Source organism: Novosphingobium sp. GW835-FHT14H07, assembly GCF_058793515.1.
In genome coordinates, this window is record NZ_JBXAFX010000009.1 from 33,841 (window position 1) to 50,754 (window position 16,914).

The window sequence follows — 16,914 nt, forward strand, 5'->3', positions numbered from 1 at the left end:
CGCAAACAGGGAAAAAGCGGAAACTTTGACGATGAGTCTTGCCGATACCGCCCGTTCCATGGGCAAAGCTTTCCGGACCTTTGGCGTCGCTGCCGCGCTGACTTTCGGGACCCAGGCCATGGCTGCAGCACCTGCTGCGCCGGTTGCAGCCGAAGCTGCAGCTCCGGTTGCCGCTGCGCCGGCTGCGGCCGCCAGCGACTCGGCTGCGCCTGCAGTTGCCGCCGAAGCCGCACCGGTTGACAAGGGCTACTACACTCCCATGAAGCCGACTGCCGGCAAGGGCCAGCCGGTCGACAAGGGATGGACCTTCCAGGACCAGTATTCGCCGATCGGCGAGGAAGGCCTCTGGATGCACGACGTGATCCTCATGCCGATCATCGTTGCTATCTCTATCCTCGTGCTGGTGCTGTTGCTGGTCGTCATGGCCAAGTTCAACAAGCGCGCCAACCCGGTCGCTTCGAAGACCAGCCACAACACGCTGATCGAAGTGATCTGGACGCTGGTTCCGGTTCTCATCCTGGTCGTGATCGCGGTTCCGTCGATCCGCCTTCTTGCTCACCAGTACGATCCCGCCCCTAAGGGTGCGCTGACCGTCAAGGTCACCGGCTATCAGTGGTACTGGGGCTACACTTATCCTGACAACGGAGGTTTCGAAGTCATTTCGAACATGCTGTCGGAAGAAGATGCTCTCAAGGCGGGCGAGCCTGCGCACCTGGCGGTGGATAACCGCATGGTCGTTCCGGCGGGTGAGCCGATCCGCATCCAGACCATCGGTTCGGACGTGATCCACGCCTTTGCCGTACCGTCGCTGTGGTTCAAGCTCGACGCCGTGCCGGGCCGCATCAACGAGAAGGTACTCTTCATCAAGGAGCCGGGCGTTTATTACGGCCAGTGCTCCGAGCTGTGCGGCGCCCGCCACGGCTATATGCCGATCGCGGTGGAAGCCCTGCCGCGCGACAAGTTCGAGGCTTGGGTGAAGACCCAGCCCGGCGGCACCGTTGGGGCGGCTCCAGCCGCTCCTGCCGCCTGACGCGATGTTCATGCACAAGGTTTGACCGAGATGGCCACCATTCCAGCAAACGAAGGTTTCGATGCGCATCACGATGCGCACGACCACGATCATGACCACAAGCCTGGGTTTTTCGCCCGCTGGTTCATGTCTACCAATCACAAGGACATCGGCACGCTCTACCTGATCTTCGCAATCTTCGCGGGGGTCATCGGTGGTGCCGTATCCGGCATCATGCGTGCCGAACTCGCTGCGCCTGGTATTCAGTACCTTGGGTGGTGGACCGAGTTCCTTGGAGGCAACGCGGCTGATTTCAACGCCACGCTCCACATGTGGAACGTGCTGATCACCGCCCACGGTCTGATCATGGTGTTCTTCATGGTCATGCCGGCAATCATCGGCGGCTTTGGCAACTGGTTCGTTCCGATCATGATCGGTGCGCCGGACATGGCCTTCCCGCGCATGAACAACGTGTCGTTCTGGCTGACTTTCGTTGGTTTCTGCTCGCTCATGCTCTCGGCATTCATGCCGGGCGGCACGGGCATCGGTGCCGGCACGGGCTGGACGGTCTATGCACCGCTGTCCACCTCGGGTTCGGTCGGACCGGCCGTCGATTTCGCGATCTTCTCGCTGCACCTTTCGGGCGCGGGTTCGATCCTCGGCGCGATCAATTTCATCACCACGATCTTCAACATGCGTGCGCCGGGCATGACCCTGCACAAGATGCCGCTGTTCGTGTGGTCCGTGCTCGTCACCGCGTTCCTGTTGCTGCTGGCGCTGCCGGTTCTGGCCGCCGCCATCACCATGCTGCTGACCGATCGCAACTTCGGCACGACCTTCTTCGATCCTGCCGGCGGTGGTGATCCGGTTCTCTACCAGCACCTGTTCTGGTTCTTCGGCCACCCCGAAGTGTACATCATGATTCTGCCGGGCTTCGGCATCATCAGCCAGATCATCTCGACCTTCTCGAAGAAGCCGGTGTTCGGCTACCTGGGCATGGCCTACGCCATGGTTGCGATCGGCGTCGTCGGCTTCATCGTGTGGGCGCACCACATGTACACCACCGGCCTCGACGTGAACACGAAGATGTACTTCACCGCCGCGACCATGGTCATTGCAGTGCCGACCGGCATCAAGATCTTCTCGTGGATCGCGACGATGTGGGGCGGCAGCCTCGAGTTCAAGTCCCCGATGGTCTGGGCGCTGGGCTTCATCTTCCTGTTCACCGTGGGTGGTGTCACCGGCGTGGTGCTGGCCAACGGCGGCGTGGACGACAATCTGCACGACACTTACTACGTGGTCGCACACTTCCACTACGTGCTGTCGCTGGGTGCCGTGACCTCGCTCTTCGCCGGGTTCTACTACTGGTTCCCGAAGATGAGCGGCCGCATGCACTCCGAGTTCCTGAGCCACCTTCAGTTCTGGGTGTTCTTCGTCGGCGTGAACCTGATCTTCTTCCCGATGCACTTCCTCGGGGTTCAGGGCATGCCGCGTCGTTATCCGGACTACGCTCTGGCCTACTCATACTGGAACAAGATCGCTTCGATCGGGTACGTCATCATGGCCGTCTCCATCGTGATCTTCTTCATCAACATCCTCTACGCATTCCTTGCCGGCAAGAAGGCTGAAGCCAACTACTGGGGTGAAGGTGCGACGACGCTGGAGTGGACTCTGTCCTCGCCCCCGCCGTTCCACCAGTTCGAAACCCTGCCGGTGATCGACGACGCCGCTCACGCACACTGAGCTTATCGTCGGCCCAAGGGCTGAAACAGAAAGGGCCTCCGGAGCGATCCGGGGGCCCTTCTCCTGTCCGGACCAAGCACAACAAACCTGCCCGAACGCCTCGTCCCGTTTCGCTTTCCATGAACGTCAGGTGCGCGTATAGGCGCGGCCAATCATGGATTCTGCAACACCCCTCGGCTCGACCGTAGCCCTGCCCGCGGAGTGGCGCGATTTCTTCGCGCTGACCAAGCCGCGCGTGATGACGCTGGTCATCTTCAGCGGCCTGTGCGGCCTTCTAGCCGCGCCCGGCCAGATTCACCCGATCCTCGCCTTCACTGCCATCCTGTGCATCGCCGTCGGTGCTGGCGGCGCTGCGGCGCTCAACATGTGGTGGGAAGCCGATATCGACGCAGGCATGAAGCGCACGTCAAAGCGGCCGCTGCCGTCAGGCCGCATGGACCCGACCTCGGCGCGTGACTTCGGTTTTGCGCTGTCGGGAGCGTCCGTGGTGATCATGGGGCTGGGCGTGAACTGGCTTGCGGCAGCCATCCTCGCCTTCTCGATCTTCTACTACGCCTGGATCTACACCGTCTGGCTCAAGCCTCGGACGCCGCAGAACATCGTGATCGGTGGCGGGGCAGGGGCGTTCCCGCCGTTGATCGGCTGGGTAGCGGTGACGGGCAACATCACGCTGATGCCTGTTCTGCTGTTCCTGATCATCTTCATGTGGACGCCGCCTCACTTTTGGGCGCTCGCCCTGTTCGTGCAGATCGATTACGCCAAGGTCGGTATTCCGATGATGCCGGTCGTTGCAGGCGAGAAGTCAACGCGCCGTCAGATTCTGATCTACGCATTGCTGCTTCTGCCCGTCACGCTCGCGCCGTGGTGGATCGGCGGAACCGGCTGGGTCTACGGTGTTTCCGCGCTGGTGCTGGGGGTGATCTTCGTGGCGCTCTCGATTCAAGTGGGACTGCGCAGTTCGGAGCCCGATGACAAGATGAAGCCTGAAAAGCGCCTCTTCGCCTATTCGGTACTCTATCTCTTCGTCCTTTTCGGCATGCTGGCGGGGGACCGGCTTGCCACAGTGCAAGGCTGGCAATGATGAACGACCCCAAGCAGAATACGCACCTCGGCAAGGAAGAGACCACGCTCTATCGCGCGCGTCAGCGCAGCCGCAACAAGGTCCTCGGCATCGTGCTCGGTTCGCTTGCCGTGCTGTTCTTCGCGATCTCGATCGTGAAGATCGCTGCACAAGTGAACCACTGACATGGCCGGCGCAGTCCTGCCCGACCCGCGCAAGAACCGCAACGTCGGCCTGATGGCTGCGGGTGCAGCCCTTGCCATGCTTGGATTGGGGTATGCTTCGGTTCCGCTTTACCGCCTGTTCTGTCAGGTGACCGGTTACGGTGGCACCACGCAGCGCGCGGATTCAGAGAAATTGGCCGGCGTAAAGGTCGCCGCAAGGATGATCCGCGTCCGTTTCGATGCCAACACCGCGCCAGGCATGCCGTGGATGTTCAAGCCGCAGCAGGTGACGCAGGATCTCCGCATCGGTGAACGCAAGATCGCAACGTTCGAGGCCAAGAACCTCTCGGGCCGCCCGATCACTGGAACCGCGATCTTCAACGTCTCGCCCGAGCAGGCTGGCAAGTTCTTCAACAAGATCCAGTGCTTCTGCTTCACCGAACAGAAGCTGATGCCCGGCCAGGATGTGCGCATGCCGGTGATCTACTATGTCGATCCCGCGATTCTCGACGATCCCGGCGCCAGCAACATCGAGGAGATCACGTTGAGCTACACGTTCAACGAGACTCCCGAAAGTGCGGCGCAGGCGGGCAATTCCGCTGCGAACAAGCCACTTGCCTCATTGACAGAAAAGCCTCTGGACCGCGCGCAAGCACGGCGATAAAGGCCCAGATGAACTGCTCCTGTAGCGTCCTGCTGCGGGCAAGCCATTACGACCAGATTTGACTGGGGGAATTGAGGCGATCATGGCCGGCGCAAAGAACCACGATTATCATATCCTTCCGCCCGACGTGTGGCCCTTTGTCGGTGCCATCTCGGCCCTGACCATGACCAGCGGTGGCGTGCTCTATATGCACAAGATAGCTGGCGGCACTGCCGTCATGCTGCTTGGCCTGCTGGGCGTCATCATCACGTTCTTCTCGTGGTTCGGCAAGATCATCAAGGAAGCGCATGCGGGCGACCATACTCCGGTCGTTCAGCTCCATCAGCGCTACGGCATGATCCTGTTCATCGCTTCCGAAGTGATGTTCTTCGTCGGCTGGTTCTGGGCGTTCTTCGACTTTTCGCTGTTCCCGTCGGAACTGGCCGAAGTGGTTGGTGGCCAGTGGCCACCCAAGGCGATCGAAGCGGTGATGGATCCCTTTGACCTGCCGTTGCTCAACACCCTGATCCTGCTCTGCTCGGGCACCACGCTTACCTGGGCGCACCACGCTCTGATCCATGGTGATCGCGAAGGTCTCAAGAAGGGCCTTTGGGCGACGATCCTGCTCGGTCTGCTTTTCTCGGGCATCCAGGCTTATGAATACGCTGGTGCACCGTTCGCCTTCGGCACCAACACTTTCGGTTCGTCGTTCTACATGGCGACCGGGTTCCACGGCTTCCACGTGATCGTTGGCACGATCTTCCTGATCGTGTGCCTCATTCGTGCGTACAAGGGCCATTTCACCCCGCGCCAGCACTTCGGCTTCGAAGCGGCTGCGTGGTATTGGCACTTCGTTGACGTGGTTTGGCTGTTCCTGTTCGTGGCGATCTACGTGTGGGGCAGCTGGGGTTATCCCACCCATTGATGCCCGAAGGCAAAAGCCAGAACACGAAGGGGCAGCCGGGGATCACCCAGGCTGCCCTTTTCGGTTTATGCCCACGCTGTGGCGCGAAAGGGCTATGGGCTGGGCTCGGGGCTCTGGCGGAACGGTGCGCTTCATGCGGGCTGGAATTCGAACGCCATGAGCCGCGAGGGCGGGGAATGTATCTCGTGGTCCTCCCCATCACGATCCTGCTGGTCCTTGCTGCGCTCAAGCTGGACGATATTGTCCAGTTGCCGATCTGGGCGCTGATTGGCCTGTGGGGAACGCTCGTCCCGGCCGTCGTGACCGTCGCCCTGCGCTATGCCAAGGCAACCGTGCTGATGGCGCGACTCGAAAAGGAAGGTCTTCTTTGATGCGGCGCGTGCCGATTGTCTCTACCGTGATCGTGGTCGCTGCTATCCTGACCATGATCGGGCTCGGGGTCTGGCAGCTTGAGCGGCTGAAGTGGAAGCAGAACCTCATGGCACATTACGTGGCGGCCATGGCAAATCCGGCGGCAGTGCCGTTCCCTTCGGCCGATCCGCAGCAGACTGAAGCCGTTCTGTTCCGCCAGTCGAGCGTGAATTGCCGCTTCACCTCGGATTGGAACTCCATCGCCGGGCGAAACGGCAAAGATCAGGCAGGTTACGTCCATGTCGTGCTCTGCGGGATTGATGGGAACAAGACAGCGTATGTCCAGGTAGGCTGGACCCAAGGCCCCCAGCATCCGGAGTGGGAAGGCGGAGAGGTCAGTGGTTTGATTGTGCCCTACATGGATGGAAACGCCCGCCTGTTAGCCGACCCCGCGGTTTCCGGCTTCGAGGCCAGTGCGAAGCCAAACCCCAGCGACATTCCCAACAACCATCTTGCCTATGCGGTGCAATGGTTCTTCTTCGCCGGTGTGGCAGTGATCATTTATGCCCTCGCCCTGCGCAAGCGTTGGCGGGAGCGGGGCTCACCGTCCTGAAAGCAAGGGGCGCCTCAATCCTTGCCCTTTGCGCCCTTGGCCGCTAACCGCGCAAACCCATGAAGTACGTCAGCACCCGGGGGCAGGCACCCTCGCTCGATTTCCAGGGCGTCACGCTCGCAGGCCTCGCCTCAGATGGCGGCCTCTACGTGCCCGAGACATGGCCGCAGTTCAGCGCGGACGAGATCGCCGCCATGGCCGGTTTGCCCTACGCGAAGCTGGCGCAGACGATCATGCAGCCCTTTGTCGGCGACTGTCTGACGCCGGACCGCCTGCTTGAACTGTGCGAACAGGCATATGGCCGTTTCGCCCACGCCGCTGTCGTCCCGCTCAAGCAGCTCGACGAGACGCAGTGGGTGCTCGAACTGTTCCACGGCCCCACGCTCGCGTTCAAGGACGTCGCGCTGCAGCTGCTCGGCCTGCTGTTCGAGGAGTTCCTTGCGCGCGGCGATGATCACATCACTATCGTCGGCGCGACCTCGGGCGATACCGGCTCGGCCGCGATCGACGCTGTTGCCGGCCGTGCCAAGGTGGACATTTTCATGCTCCATCCACATGGCCGCGTGTCCGACGTGCAGCGTCGCCAGATGACCACGGTCATCGCGCCCAACGTCCACAACATCGCCATCGACGGCAGCTTCGACGACGCTCAGGCGATGGTGAAGCGCATGTTCAACGATGCCGCAATGACCAGCCGCTTCGGCATCGCAGCGGTGAACTCGATCAACTGGGCACGGTTGATGGCGCAGGTGGTCTACTACTTCTACGCCGCGCTCCAGCTTGGCGCACCACAGCGCAAGGTTGCGTTCTCGGTTCCGACGGGCAACTTCGGCGATGTCTTTGCAGGATACGTCGCGGCCAAGATGGGCCTGCCGATCGAGCGCCTCATCGTTGCAACCAACGTCAACGACATCCTCCACCGCGCGCTGTCCAGCGGCGACTATTCCGCCAGCACCGTCACGCCAACCGCTGCGCCATCGATGGACATCCAGGTGTCCTCGAACTTCGAACGCCTGCTGTTCGACGGCTGCGGCCGAGACGGCTCTGCGCTTGCCGCGCAGATGAAGCACTTCGAGGCGACCAGGGCGATGCAGCTGACCAACGCGCAGCGCGAATCGGCAGCTGAATTGTTCACCTCCGAGCGCGCCGATGCCGGTCAGATGGCCAATGCCATGCGCTGGGCCTATGAGGCTTGCGGCGAAGTGCTCGATCCCCACACGGCAATCGGCCTCCACGCCGCTCGCGTTGCAGAAGGTATCCCCGCGGGCGTGCCGATCGTCACGCTCGCCACCGCCCATCCCGCCAAGTTCGTCGACGCGGTAGAGCGCGCCACCGGCGTCCGCCCGGGCCTGCCTTCGCGCGTAGGTGACCTGTTCGAGCGCGAGGAGCGCTATGATCGCCTTCCCGGCGAGTATGATGCTGTCGCCGCCTACGTCGCCGAGCGCGCCACGCTCAAGCATGGCTGATCTCGATCTCCAGCCGAAGCTGATGGTCGGCGAGGGCTGGGCGGACTTCGCCCTGCTCGATTCCGGCCACGGTCGGAAGCTGGAGCAATACGGCCCGCACCGGTTCATCCGCCCTGAACCGCAGGCGATGTGGACACCGCGCACTTCGGACTGGAGCGCCGACGCCGAGTTCGTCCCAGGTTCCGACGAGGACGGTGGCGGTCGCTGGCAGTTCGATCGCCCGGTCCCGCGCGAGGGCTGGGAGCTTGGCTGGAACGACGTCCGCTTCACCGCCTCCTGCACCCCGTTCCGGCACCTCGGCTTCTTCCCCGATATGGCTCCGGTATGGGACTGGATGGGCGAACGGCTTGCCGACAAGCCTGATGCCCAGACGCTCAACCTGTTCGGCTACACCGGCGTCGGCACGCTGGCGCTGTCAGAATATGGCCCCGTCACCCACGTAGACGCCTCGAAGAAGTCCGTCGCCCAGGCCCGCGCAAATGCCCAGCTTTCGGGCATGTCAGAGCGACCCGTGCGCTGGATCGTGGACGATGCTGCCAAGTTCACTGCCCGCGAAGTCCGCCGTGGCCGCCGCTACGATGGCATCATCCTCGATCCGCCCAAGTTCGGCCGCGGTCCCGATGGCGAAGTTTGGCGCCTCGAGGAAAGCCTCCCCGGTCTCATCAAGGACTGCGCAAAGCTGCTCGATGCCGACAGCCGCTTCCTGTTCCTCACCGTCTATGCTGTCCGTATGTCCTCCCTCGCCATTGCCGGGCTTCTGGCAGAGGCCCTGAAGGACCTGCCCGGCACGATCGAGCACGGCGACCTCTGCATCCGCGAACAGGGTGGGGGCGGACGTCACTTGCCCACGGCCATCTTCGCCCGCTGGAAAAGCTGAATCCCACCCGGTGCGATGGACTTGAGGTCGCGCCGGTGCCAAAGAGCTCATCCCATGTCAGACAGCCTGATCCTCGAAGTTGCCAATCTCGAAACCGATGTCCTGACCGGGATCTATTCGGAAGAGACCGGCCGTCCGCAGCCCCTGCGCATCACGATGCGAGTCGGGCTCAGGCATCAGGATCGCTACACCGCCGATTGCCCGCTTGCGGCCAGCAAGAACTACATGGACCTCAAGTTTGCGGCCACCGACGGCTTGCCCAAGCGGGTGCATTTCAAGCTGATCGAGGCCGTGGCAGACCACATCATCGAAACGCTGATGTTGCAGGATGATCGGGTTCAGTGGGTGGAAGTGAAGATCGTGAAGCTGGCGATCAGCGAGAACGGCGAGGAAATCGGGATCACCCTGAAGCGCGAGCGCAAGGCTTGAGCCAGCGCCCACTCGCGCTGGTCACCGGCGGTTGGCGCCGGATCGGCGGCGCGATTGCCCGCAAGCTTGCGGGTGAGGGCTGGGACCTGGCCCTCCACGCGCACCGCGCCTCGACATTCGACAATGAATTCAAGGCCCAGCTCGAATGGCTCGGTGCAGCGGTCCATCCCGTATCGGGCGACCTCGAAGATCCCGCCTATCCGCCCAACCTGCTCTCCGAAGTGACCGCGCTTGCCGGTCGCTCGCCCGACCTGCTGGTGAACTGCGCCTCGCTGTTCCATGATGATCGCGCCGAGACGATCACCTCCGAAGCGCTCGAACAGCACTTCCGTGTGAACCTGTTCGCCCCGCTGCTGCTGACCCGCGCCTTCGCCGAGGCCTTGGGCGAGCGGGGCGGTTCCGTGGTCAACATCCTCGACCAGCGCGTGCTCAATCCCGTGCCGGACCAGATCAGCTACACGCTTTCGAAGCAGGCGCTTCATGCCTCGGTGCGAACGATGGCCCGCGCCATGGCGCCCAAGGTGCGCGTCAACGGGGTCGCGCCGGGCCTGATCCTGCCGACTGCTGATTACGACGCCGAACAATGGCGGCGGCTCGAGGACATCATGCCGCTCAAGCGCCTCCCTGGCGCCGACGAAATCGCCGACGCCGTGCACTACCTTGCGAGCGCCAAATCGGTCACCGGGCAGACTTTGTTCGTCGATGCCGGCGCGGCTCTTGAATCTTACGCGCGCGACTTCGTATATCTCGAGAAGTGAGCAGCCAAGCGCCTCTGATTGATCGGTTCGCCCGCCGGATCACCTACCTCCGCCTTTCGGTGACCGACCGCTGCGACTTGCGCTGCGCCTACTGCATGCCCGAGCGCATGGAGTTCCTGCCCAAGGCTGAAGTCCTTACTCTCGAAGAGCTGCACCGCCTCTCGCTCCACTTCATTGCCCGCGGCGTTCGCAAGATTCGTCTGACCGGGGGCGAGCCGCTGGTCCGCCGCGACATGATGGATCTGGTCCGCGCGCTGGGCCGCAAACTGGGCGATGGGCTAGACGAACTGACGCTGACGACCAACGGTACGCGGCTGACCGAATTCGCCGATGACCTCGCGGCCGCGGGCGTCAAGCGGATCAACGTCTCGCTCGACACGCTGGACCGTGGGGCATTTGCCAAGCTCTCCCGGCGCGACATGCTGCCGCAGGTGCTTGAAGGCATCGCCGCTGCCAAAGCCGCGGGCCTCAGGGTCAAGATCAACGCCGTCGCGCTCAAGGACATCAATGAGGCCGAAATTCCCGGGCTGATCGAATGGGCGCATGGTGCAGGGCACGACATGACTCTTATCGAGGTCATGCCGCTCGGCGAGATCGAAGGCGACCGCTTCGATCACTACCTCCCGCTCGATGCCGTCCGCAGCGATCTCGAGACGCGCTGGACCCTGACCGACAGCGATGCACGCTCCGGCGGCCCGGCGCGCTACGTCGACATTGCCGAAACCGGCGGTCGCCTCGGCTTCATAACTCCGCTTACCGGCAATTTCTGCGCCGGTTGCAACCGCGTGCGCGTCACGGCCACCGGCCAACTCTACATGTGCCTCGGTGGCGAAGGGCGCGTCGACCTGCGTGCCGCGCTGCGCTCCGATAATCCGGACAGTGCCCTGTCCGAATGTTTCGCTCGCGCCATGGGCGAAAAGCAGGAACGTCATTCCTTCGTGATCGACAGGCCTGGCAGCGCGCCGGCCGTGTCGCGCCACATGTCCACGACGGGCGGCTGAACCATGGCAAAGCTGGTGTTCTTGGGGAGGCTGGAAGACGTGGCCGGCCTGCCCGAAATGGCAGTCCAGCCCGGACCGGTCGAACAGGTCCTTGCGACGCTCGATCCTGGACTCGCCGTCCAGTTGCTGGGCGAGAAGGTCCGTATGGCGCTCAATGGCCGCCTCCTCACTGACGTCGGCGGCATTGTCCTTGGCCAAGGTGACGAACTCGCCTTCCTTCCCCCGGTGAGCGGTGGCTGACGTCCGTCTTTCGCTCGAGGCGTTCGATCCTGCCGCCGAGATCGCGTCGTTCAATGCGCGTCACCCCAACGCGGGCGGCATCGTCACCTTTCTCGGCCAGGTTCGCGATTCGGGCGGCGTCGAAGCGCTCGAACTGCAGCACTATGAACCGATGACCCTCCCCGGAATGCAAGAGCTGGCCCGGGTGACCGAAAAGCGGTGGCCCGTCGAAGGCCTGCTCATCCTCCATCGCAGCGGCGTGATGCATCCCGGTGACGCGATCGTCCTCGTCTGTGCCGCCGCCCGCCATCGTCGTGACGCTTTCGCCGCCGCCGATTTCGCCATGGACCACCTCAAGAGCGAATCGTGGTTCTGGAAGCGTGAGAAGACCGCAGCGGGTTGGCGCTGGATCGAACCCAGGCCAGAGGATCACGAAGACATTTCCCGCTGGCGCATTTGATTCGCGTCAAGGAATAGCCTCCGCGACAGGCGCATGAAGGCTCCAGCAAAAGGAGCCCAGTCCATGAGCATGCACATCGCCGCCGACCGGATCGAGCATGTCGCCGAAATCGTCGAGCAGCCGCACCACACCACTGTCGATCGCAACTTTGGCCTGCCCGGCGGGCTCTATGCCGTGTCGGCTGGCGGCTATCTCGCCTTCATTGCCATGATGGCCTCGATCTTCGGCAATGGCGAACTTGCCATCCCGATGACGATATTCGTGCTCTTCGTCGCCTGCGCTTTCGGTATCCCGGCGGTCTGGACCAAGCTCGGCGCGGACCGGCACCCCGATGCGCTCGGCTGGTACGATTTCCGCCGCAAGGGCATCCAGACCCTTTCGGGCAAGCTTGATGCCGGCTCGGCCATGGCGCAGGTGCTGATCCTGCCAGTGCTGATCGCGGTGTGGGGCCTTGCCATCGCCGTGATTGTCGCGACGGTCCGCTGACCTATCGATTACCCCCCGAAGGGCGCTGCGCTTGGGCGCGGCGCCCTTTTCCTATCCGGCAAGTTGCGAAAGCAGCGAATCGATTACCGAAGTCTCACTTGCGACCAGCGCCTCGACCTGCCCGCGCGCCTCGCGCACGGCCTTGAGATCTGCATCGGACCCGTCGACCGCACGATTGCTTGCCTCTGCCTCCAGCCGGTCAAGATCGGCAAGCGGCAGTCCGGCCCGCGCCCGCGCCGATTCCAGTTGCGCCACCGCCAGCGATGCCACTGACCAGTTCTCCGTGCCCTTCGGTGCGCCGCGTGCGGCGCTGACGGCGCGGGTGGCCGAGGCTCGAGCGCCCTCGAATGCAGAATGTGCGTCGCGCGCTCGCTCGGTCAGGTCAGCCAACCGCTTGGCCATGCCTTCGGACATGAGGGCCGGAGCGGGCGGAGCAGGAGGCGCCGCCTGCGCTGTGCGATAGGCGTCTTCTGCGGGCCTCCGGGCGAGGGAGGGGAACCTGTCGCGGTCGGCGCAGCCGCCCAGCAGGGTAGCAGCGGCGAGAGCGGCCACGATGGCAGCACGATGGGCGGCAACACGCGGAGCGGCTGTGCGCAGGGCGATCAAAGTCTTGTGGCGAGCCATGAACGTCGCCATAGCATGCGCACGCGCGCTCGCCAGCCTTGCTTGGTGGCCGGGCGTCACGAAGCCGGATTTCGGGCGCGAAGCTGCCAAGTTCCCTTGATTGCGGGCATTGACAGCGGGGCCGTGTTTGACTATCCGCGCCACTCTTTCCGGGACCCTGCAGCAGCGGGGTATCGGTATGTTGCCCTCAGTCAGCGATTCGCAGGCGTTGGGCGCCTCATTTGGAATCGCCCAGGGCAACCGGGCTTTTGGAACGGATACACAGAACGATGTTCGCAATCGTGCGCACGGGCGGCAAGCAGTATCGGGTCGCCGCCGGAGACAAGATCGCGGTCGAGAAGCTGGCAGGCGAAGCCGGCGACAAGATCACGCTGGGTGAAGTCCTCCTCGCTGGTGAAGGCGATTCGCTGGCTGACGCCGCGAAGGTCACTGTTTCGGCAGAGATCATCGCCCAGGCGAAGTCGGAGAAGGTGATCGTGTTCAAGAAGCGCCGTCGCCACAACTATCGTCGCCGCAACGGTCACCGCCAGCAGATGACCCTGCTGCGCATCGTCTCGGTCGCCTGAGCGCAAACGGAATTCGGAGTAATCTGAGATGGCACACAAGAAAGCAGGCGGCTCTTCGCGCAACGGTCGCGACTCAGCCGGTCGTCGCCTCGGCGTGAAGAAGTTCGGCGGCCAGGAAGTGGTCGGCGGCAACATCATCATCCGCCAGCGCGGTACCAAGGTGTACCCGGGCGCCAACGTCGGCATGGGCAAGGATCACACCCTGTTCGCGCTTGGCGAAGGCCGCGTACGCTTCCACGCTGGCAAGCTTGGCCGGAAGTACGTGTCGGTCGACATTATGGCCGAAGCGGCTGAATAACCGGATGGTCATTCAAAGGGCCATCCCGATGGGGTGGCCCCGCCAGCACTTCGTAGCTGGCCGATAGAGGGAGAGGGCCCCGCCCATCTCCCTCTTTTCATGTCTCCCTCGGACGCAAACCGCTCCCCTCGCAATCGGATGCAAAGACTGTCCGATCCGGCGAAGGGCGCAATACCTCTGTCACGTCAGCGTTTTAGGCGCGCTTGCAGAGGGGCCGATGAAGGAGAATCTGATGTTCATTCGCAGCGAACGGCTGTTCCTGCGGCCTGCCTGGCCGGAGGACTGGGCCGAACTCCATGCCCTGATTGACGATGAGGCCGTCGTGCGCAATCTCTCGCGCGCGCCATGGCCCTATGGCCCCGACGACGCCAAGCGTTTCGTCGCGGCTCCCCAAGGTGACAATCACCCGCACTTCCTTGCAACGCTTCCAGGTGCCCATGGATCGCGGCTGATCGGCTGCGTCGGCCTCATCGAGGATGCGGGCGAGACCGAACTTGGCTACTGGGTCGCACAGGCGCACTGGGGCCGCGGCTTTGCTACCGAAGCCGTGCGCAGCCTCCTGTCGTTGGCGCGCACGCTCGGCCATCGCCGCGTCAATGCGCGCCATTTCGCCGACAATCCGGCCTCGGCAAGGGTTCTGGAGAAGGCAGGCTTCCGGCCGACCGGCGAAATCCGCCTCGGCCATAGTCCGGCGCGGGCCAGGCCTGCGCCCACTATCCACCACGTCATTGATCTGGTTGCCCCGGTCGATTGTGACGGCCCGGAAGATGGCGGATTCGAGCCTGTCAATCGGCGTCCAAAAAGGACCCCCTATCGGCGTCCAAAAGGGACCCCGTTTGTCGAGCGGTGTGACGGGTATGGCGGGCGTGCCGTTCGCGCTGGTTGCGGCGTAGGGCGGGCGTAGCCCGACCGGAGGCGCAACCAGCGCGAAGCATCTTCTGCCGGTGGTCCCGCGCGTCAGCTGCGGTGCTTGAATCGCCAGCTGTCGTTGCCGGTCTCGACGATGTCGCAGTGGTGGGTAATACGGTCGAGCAGTGCGGTGGTCATCTTGGGGTCGCCAAAGACGGTCGGCCACTCGCCAAAGGCGAGGTTCGTGGTGACGATGACGGAGGTCTGCTCGTAGAGCTTGCTGACGAGGTGGAAGAGCATTTGACCGCCCGAGCGTGCAAACGGCAGGTAGCCAAGCTCGTCGAGCACCACGAGGTCGAGGCGCGAGAGCTGGGCCGCCAACGTGCCGGGCTTGCCAAGGCGCGTTTCCTCCTCGAGCCGGTTCACCAGGTCCACCGTGTTGAAGTAGCGCCCGCGGGCGCCGGCTCGTACCACATTGGCAGTGATGGCGGTGGCGAGATGCGTCTTGCCGGTACCCGTTCCACCGACCAGCACGACGTTGCGTCGGCCCGGAAGAAACGAGCCGCTGTACAGCGAGCGCACCAGTCCCTCGTTGATGGGAGTGTCGCCGAAGACGAAGGCGTCGAGGTCCTTCACCGCCGGTAACCTGGCGGCCGACATCCGGTAACGGACCGAGGCTGCATGGCGGTGCGTCGCCTCGGCACGCAGCAGGTCGGTCAGGACCTCCATGGTCGTGCGCTTGCGCTGGAGACCGGTAGTGACCGCCTCGTCGAAGGCGCCAGCCATGCCCTTCAGCCCCAACTCGGCCATGGCCGTCATCATCTCATGCCGCTGCATGGAAACCTCGCAGGCTGTCATAGCGGTTGCAGTCGGCACGAGGCGGATGGCGCAGCGCCAGATCTTCTGGCGTGACAATAGTCAGCGGTCGCGGCGGTTCGCGCCGGCGGGCCAGGATGTTGACGATGACGTCGTCGCTGGCGGTGCCGGCCAGCAGCGCCTCTCGCACGGCCGCTTCCACCGCCTCCAGCCCGTCGTCGAGCACCGCTGCCAGCACCCGCACGAACCGCCGGTCGGCATCGTCGCCGGTGCCAAGCTTGCGCCGCAGTCGTGCCAGCGCAGGCGGCAACTCCCAACCCTGGAACGGTGCGCCGTTGCGCAGGGCACCCGGCTTGGTCACCAGCACCGGCAGATAGTGCCAAGGGTCGTAGATGGTCCGGTCGCGGCCGAAGAACCGGGGATGGTCGGCGACTACTTCACCATCGCAGCGCACGACGATGCGGTCGGCATAGGCGCGAACCTGCACCGCGCGTCGCGCCACCCTGGCAGAAACGGAGTAGCGGTTGCGGTCGAAGCTGATGAGGCACGTGCCGCTCACCGCGTGCTCGCTCTCGTGGAAGCCGTCGAAGGGGGCGACAACCGGCTGGAGCACACCGCGTTCGTCAGCCCATGCCTGCGCGACCGTCAGTTCCTTCTGCTCGGGATGCTGGTGCATGTCGGCCCAGCGCCGACACTCGGCCTCCAACCAGCCGTTCAGCTCCGCGAGGCTGGTAAAGCGCAGGCGTGGCTGGAAGAAGCGGCCGCGCGCGGTCTGCACCTGGTTCTCGACCTGCCCCTTCTCCCAGCCCGACGCCGGCGAGCAGGCCGTCGGCTCGACCATGTAGTGGTTCGCCATGACCAGGAAGCGCCGGTTGAAAACCCGCTCCTTGCCGGTGAACACGCTCGTCACCGCCGTCTTCATGTTGTCGTAGATGCCGCGCGTCGGCACGCCTCCGAAGAAAGCGAATGCCCGCGCATGCGCGTCGAACAGCATCTCCTGTGTCTCGCGGGGATAGGCGCGCACATACATCACCCGTGATGCGCACAGCCGCACATGCGCGACCTTCACCCGCATCGGCTTGCCCGAGATCTCGACGTCCTCATGGCTCCAGTCGAACTGGTAAGCCTCGCCCGGCCGGAACAGCAGCGGGATGAACGCCGGCGCATTCATCACGTCGCGACGCTGCGCCTGCCGCCAGCGCGCCGCATAACGGCGAACCGCGTCGTACGAGCCGTCGAACCCCTCGCGTAGCAGCAGATCGTGGATGCGCGTGAGCCGCAGCTTCTCGCGCCGCGGCCGTGCCTCGTCCTCCTCCAGCAACGCGTCCAGTCGCGCCTGAAACGGACCCAGCTTCGGCAGCGGCTGCACTGCCCGCCGGTAGCCCATGTCCGCCTCCGGTGCCCGGATCGCCTTGCGCACCACCTTGCGCGACAGGTGCAGGTCCCGCGCTATCGCCTTGATGGCCTTCCCCGACGCGTGCTCGCGCCGGATCCTCAACACCGTCTCCAATACCAGCATCCCGCTCTCGCCGCCTGACACACCGCCAAGCGAACAGC

The 16,914-nt window shown here is 63.8% G+C and carries 22 protein-coding genes; 19 read left to right on the forward strand and 3 right to left on the reverse strand.

Annotation, left to right across the window (positions count from 1 at the left end):
* Positions 1–31 precede the first annotated feature (31 nt).
* The 16 genes from coxB (at position 32) to AC1Q5P_RS10255 (ending at position 12,204) form a co-directional block, all read left to right on the forward strand.
* Positions 32–1,030, forward strand: coding sequence for a cytochrome c oxidase subunit II (gene coxB, locus AC1Q5P_RS10180; protein ID WP_492518860.1), 999 nt, complete (start codon positions 32–34; stop codon positions 1,028–1,030).
* A 30-nt stretch (positions 1,031–1,060) separates the two neighbouring features.
* Positions 1,061–2,752: a cytochrome c oxidase subunit I gene (gene ctaD, locus AC1Q5P_RS10185; RefSeq protein WP_492518861.1), complete on the forward strand. Its 1,692-nt coding sequence runs from the start codon at positions 1,061–1,063 to the stop codon at positions 2,750–2,752.
* 154 nt (positions 2,753–2,906) lie between these two features.
* Positions 2,907–3,833 (forward strand): heme o synthase, encoded by a 927-nt coding sequence (locus tag AC1Q5P_RS10190; protein ID WP_039332654.1) that lies wholly within the window; start codon positions 2,907–2,909, stop codon positions 3,831–3,833.
* Complete coding sequence (locus AC1Q5P_RS10195; protein ID WP_169745704.1) at positions 3,833–3,997, forward strand: cytochrome c oxidase system small membrane protein; 165 nt, start codon at positions 3,833–3,835, stop codon at positions 3,995–3,997. The genes AC1Q5P_RS10190 and AC1Q5P_RS10195 overlap by 1 nt, the downstream gene beginning before the upstream one ends.
* Position 3,998: 1 nt before the next feature.
* Positions 3,999–4,640, forward strand: a complete 642-nt coding sequence (locus AC1Q5P_RS10200; protein WP_492518862.1) for a cytochrome c oxidase assembly protein — start codon at positions 3,999–4,001, stop codon at positions 4,638–4,640.
* Between the two features lie 82 nt (positions 4,641–4,722).
* Positions 4,723–5,544: a cytochrome c oxidase subunit 3 gene (locus AC1Q5P_RS10205; protein ID WP_492518863.1), complete on the forward strand. Its 822-nt coding sequence runs from the start codon at positions 4,723–4,725 to the stop codon at positions 5,542–5,544.
* The gene (locus tag AC1Q5P_RS10210; protein WP_082013295.1) at positions 5,544–5,915 is read left to right on the forward strand and encodes a DUF983 domain-containing protein; all 372 of its coding nucleotides are present in this window, start codon (positions 5,544–5,546) and stop codon (positions 5,913–5,915) included. Before AC1Q5P_RS10205 ends, AC1Q5P_RS10210 begins: the two co-directional genes overlap by 1 nt.
* Positions 5,915–6,508, forward strand: a complete 594-nt coding sequence (locus tag AC1Q5P_RS10215; RefSeq protein WP_492518864.1) for an SURF1 family protein — start codon at positions 5,915–5,917, stop codon at positions 6,506–6,508. The genes AC1Q5P_RS10210 and AC1Q5P_RS10215 overlap by 1 nt, the downstream gene beginning before the upstream one ends.
* A 59-nt stretch (positions 6,509–6,567) precedes the next feature.
* On the forward strand, positions 6,568–7,974 hold the full coding sequence (gene thrC, locus AC1Q5P_RS10220; RefSeq protein ID WP_492518865.1) for a threonine synthase: 1,407 nt from the start codon (positions 6,568–6,570) through the stop codon (positions 7,972–7,974).
* On the forward strand, positions 7,967–8,851 hold the full coding sequence (locus tag AC1Q5P_RS10225; RefSeq protein WP_492518866.1) for a class I SAM-dependent methyltransferase: 885 nt from the start codon (positions 7,967–7,969) through the stop codon (positions 8,849–8,851). The genes thrC and AC1Q5P_RS10225 overlap by 8 nt, the downstream gene beginning before the upstream one ends.
* Positions 8,852–8,905: 54 nt before the next feature.
* The gene (locus AC1Q5P_RS10230) at positions 8,906–9,280 is read left to right on the forward strand and encodes a dihydroneopterin aldolase (protein WP_492518867.1); all 375 of its coding nucleotides are present in this window, start codon (positions 8,906–8,908) and stop codon (positions 9,278–9,280) included.
* Entirely contained in the window at positions 9,277–10,038 is a 762-nt protein-coding gene (locus AC1Q5P_RS10235) for an SDR family oxidoreductase (RefSeq protein ID WP_492518868.1), read from the forward strand. Before AC1Q5P_RS10230 ends, AC1Q5P_RS10235 begins: the two co-directional genes overlap by 4 nt.
* Positions 10,035–11,039, forward strand: coding sequence for a GTP 3',8-cyclase MoaA (moaA, locus tag AC1Q5P_RS10240; RefSeq protein WP_492518869.1), 1,005 nt, complete (start codon positions 10,035–10,037; stop codon positions 11,037–11,039). Before AC1Q5P_RS10235 ends, moaA begins: the two co-directional genes overlap by 4 nt.
* A 3-nt stretch (positions 11,040–11,042) precedes the next feature.
* Entirely contained in the window at positions 11,043–11,279 is a 237-nt protein-coding gene (locus tag AC1Q5P_RS10245; protein ID WP_039332670.1) for a MoaD/ThiS family protein, read from the forward strand.
* Positions 11,272–11,718, forward strand: a complete 447-nt coding sequence (locus tag AC1Q5P_RS10250; RefSeq protein ID WP_193827778.1) for a molybdenum cofactor biosynthesis protein MoaE — start codon at positions 11,272–11,274, stop codon at positions 11,716–11,718. Before AC1Q5P_RS10245 ends, AC1Q5P_RS10250 begins: the two co-directional genes overlap by 8 nt.
* Positions 11,719–11,781: 63 nt before the next feature.
* Entirely contained in the window at positions 11,782–12,204 is a 423-nt protein-coding gene (locus AC1Q5P_RS10255) for a hypothetical protein (RefSeq protein WP_039332672.1), read from the forward strand.
* Between the two features lie 51 nt (positions 12,205–12,255).
* On the opposite strand, the gene AC1Q5P_RS10260 is transcribed toward AC1Q5P_RS10255, so the two are convergent.
* On the reverse strand, positions 12,256–12,828 hold the full coding sequence (locus AC1Q5P_RS10260) for a hypothetical protein (RefSeq protein WP_156135728.1): 573 nt from the start codon (positions 12,826–12,828) through the stop codon (positions 12,256–12,258).
* A gap of 269 nt (positions 12,829–13,097) precedes the next feature.
* Between AC1Q5P_RS10260 and rplU the strand changes: the two genes are divergently transcribed.
* The 3 genes from rplU (at position 13,098) to AC1Q5P_RS10275 (ending at position 14,596) form a co-directional block, all read left to right on the forward strand.
* Positions 13,098–13,394, forward strand: coding sequence for a 50S ribosomal protein L21 (rplU, locus tag AC1Q5P_RS10265; RefSeq protein WP_011444588.1), 297 nt, complete (start codon positions 13,098–13,100; stop codon positions 13,392–13,394).
* 28 nt (positions 13,395–13,422) lie between these two features.
* Entirely contained in the window at positions 13,423–13,692 is a 270-nt protein-coding gene (gene rpmA, locus AC1Q5P_RS10270) for a 50S ribosomal protein L27 (protein ID WP_492518870.1), read from the forward strand.
* A 232-nt stretch (positions 13,693–13,924) separates the two neighbouring features.
* Entirely contained in the window at positions 13,925–14,596 is a 672-nt protein-coding gene (locus tag AC1Q5P_RS10275) for a GNAT family N-acetyltransferase (protein WP_492518871.1), read from the forward strand.
* A 53-nt stretch (positions 14,597–14,649) separates the two neighbouring features.
* Here the strand turns inward: AC1Q5P_RS10275 and istB are convergent, their stop codons facing one another.
* Complete coding sequence (gene istB / locus AC1Q5P_RS10280; RefSeq protein WP_492518930.1) at positions 14,650–15,378, reverse strand: IS21-like element helper ATPase IstB; 729 nt, start codon at positions 15,376–15,378, stop codon at positions 14,650–14,652.
* Complete coding sequence (istA, locus tag AC1Q5P_RS10285; protein ID WP_492518872.1) at positions 15,365–16,876, reverse strand: IS21 family transposase; 1,512 nt, start codon at positions 16,874–16,876, stop codon at positions 15,365–15,367. Before istA ends, istB begins: the two co-directional genes overlap by 14 nt.
* Positions 16,877–16,914: the final 38 nt, after the last annotated feature.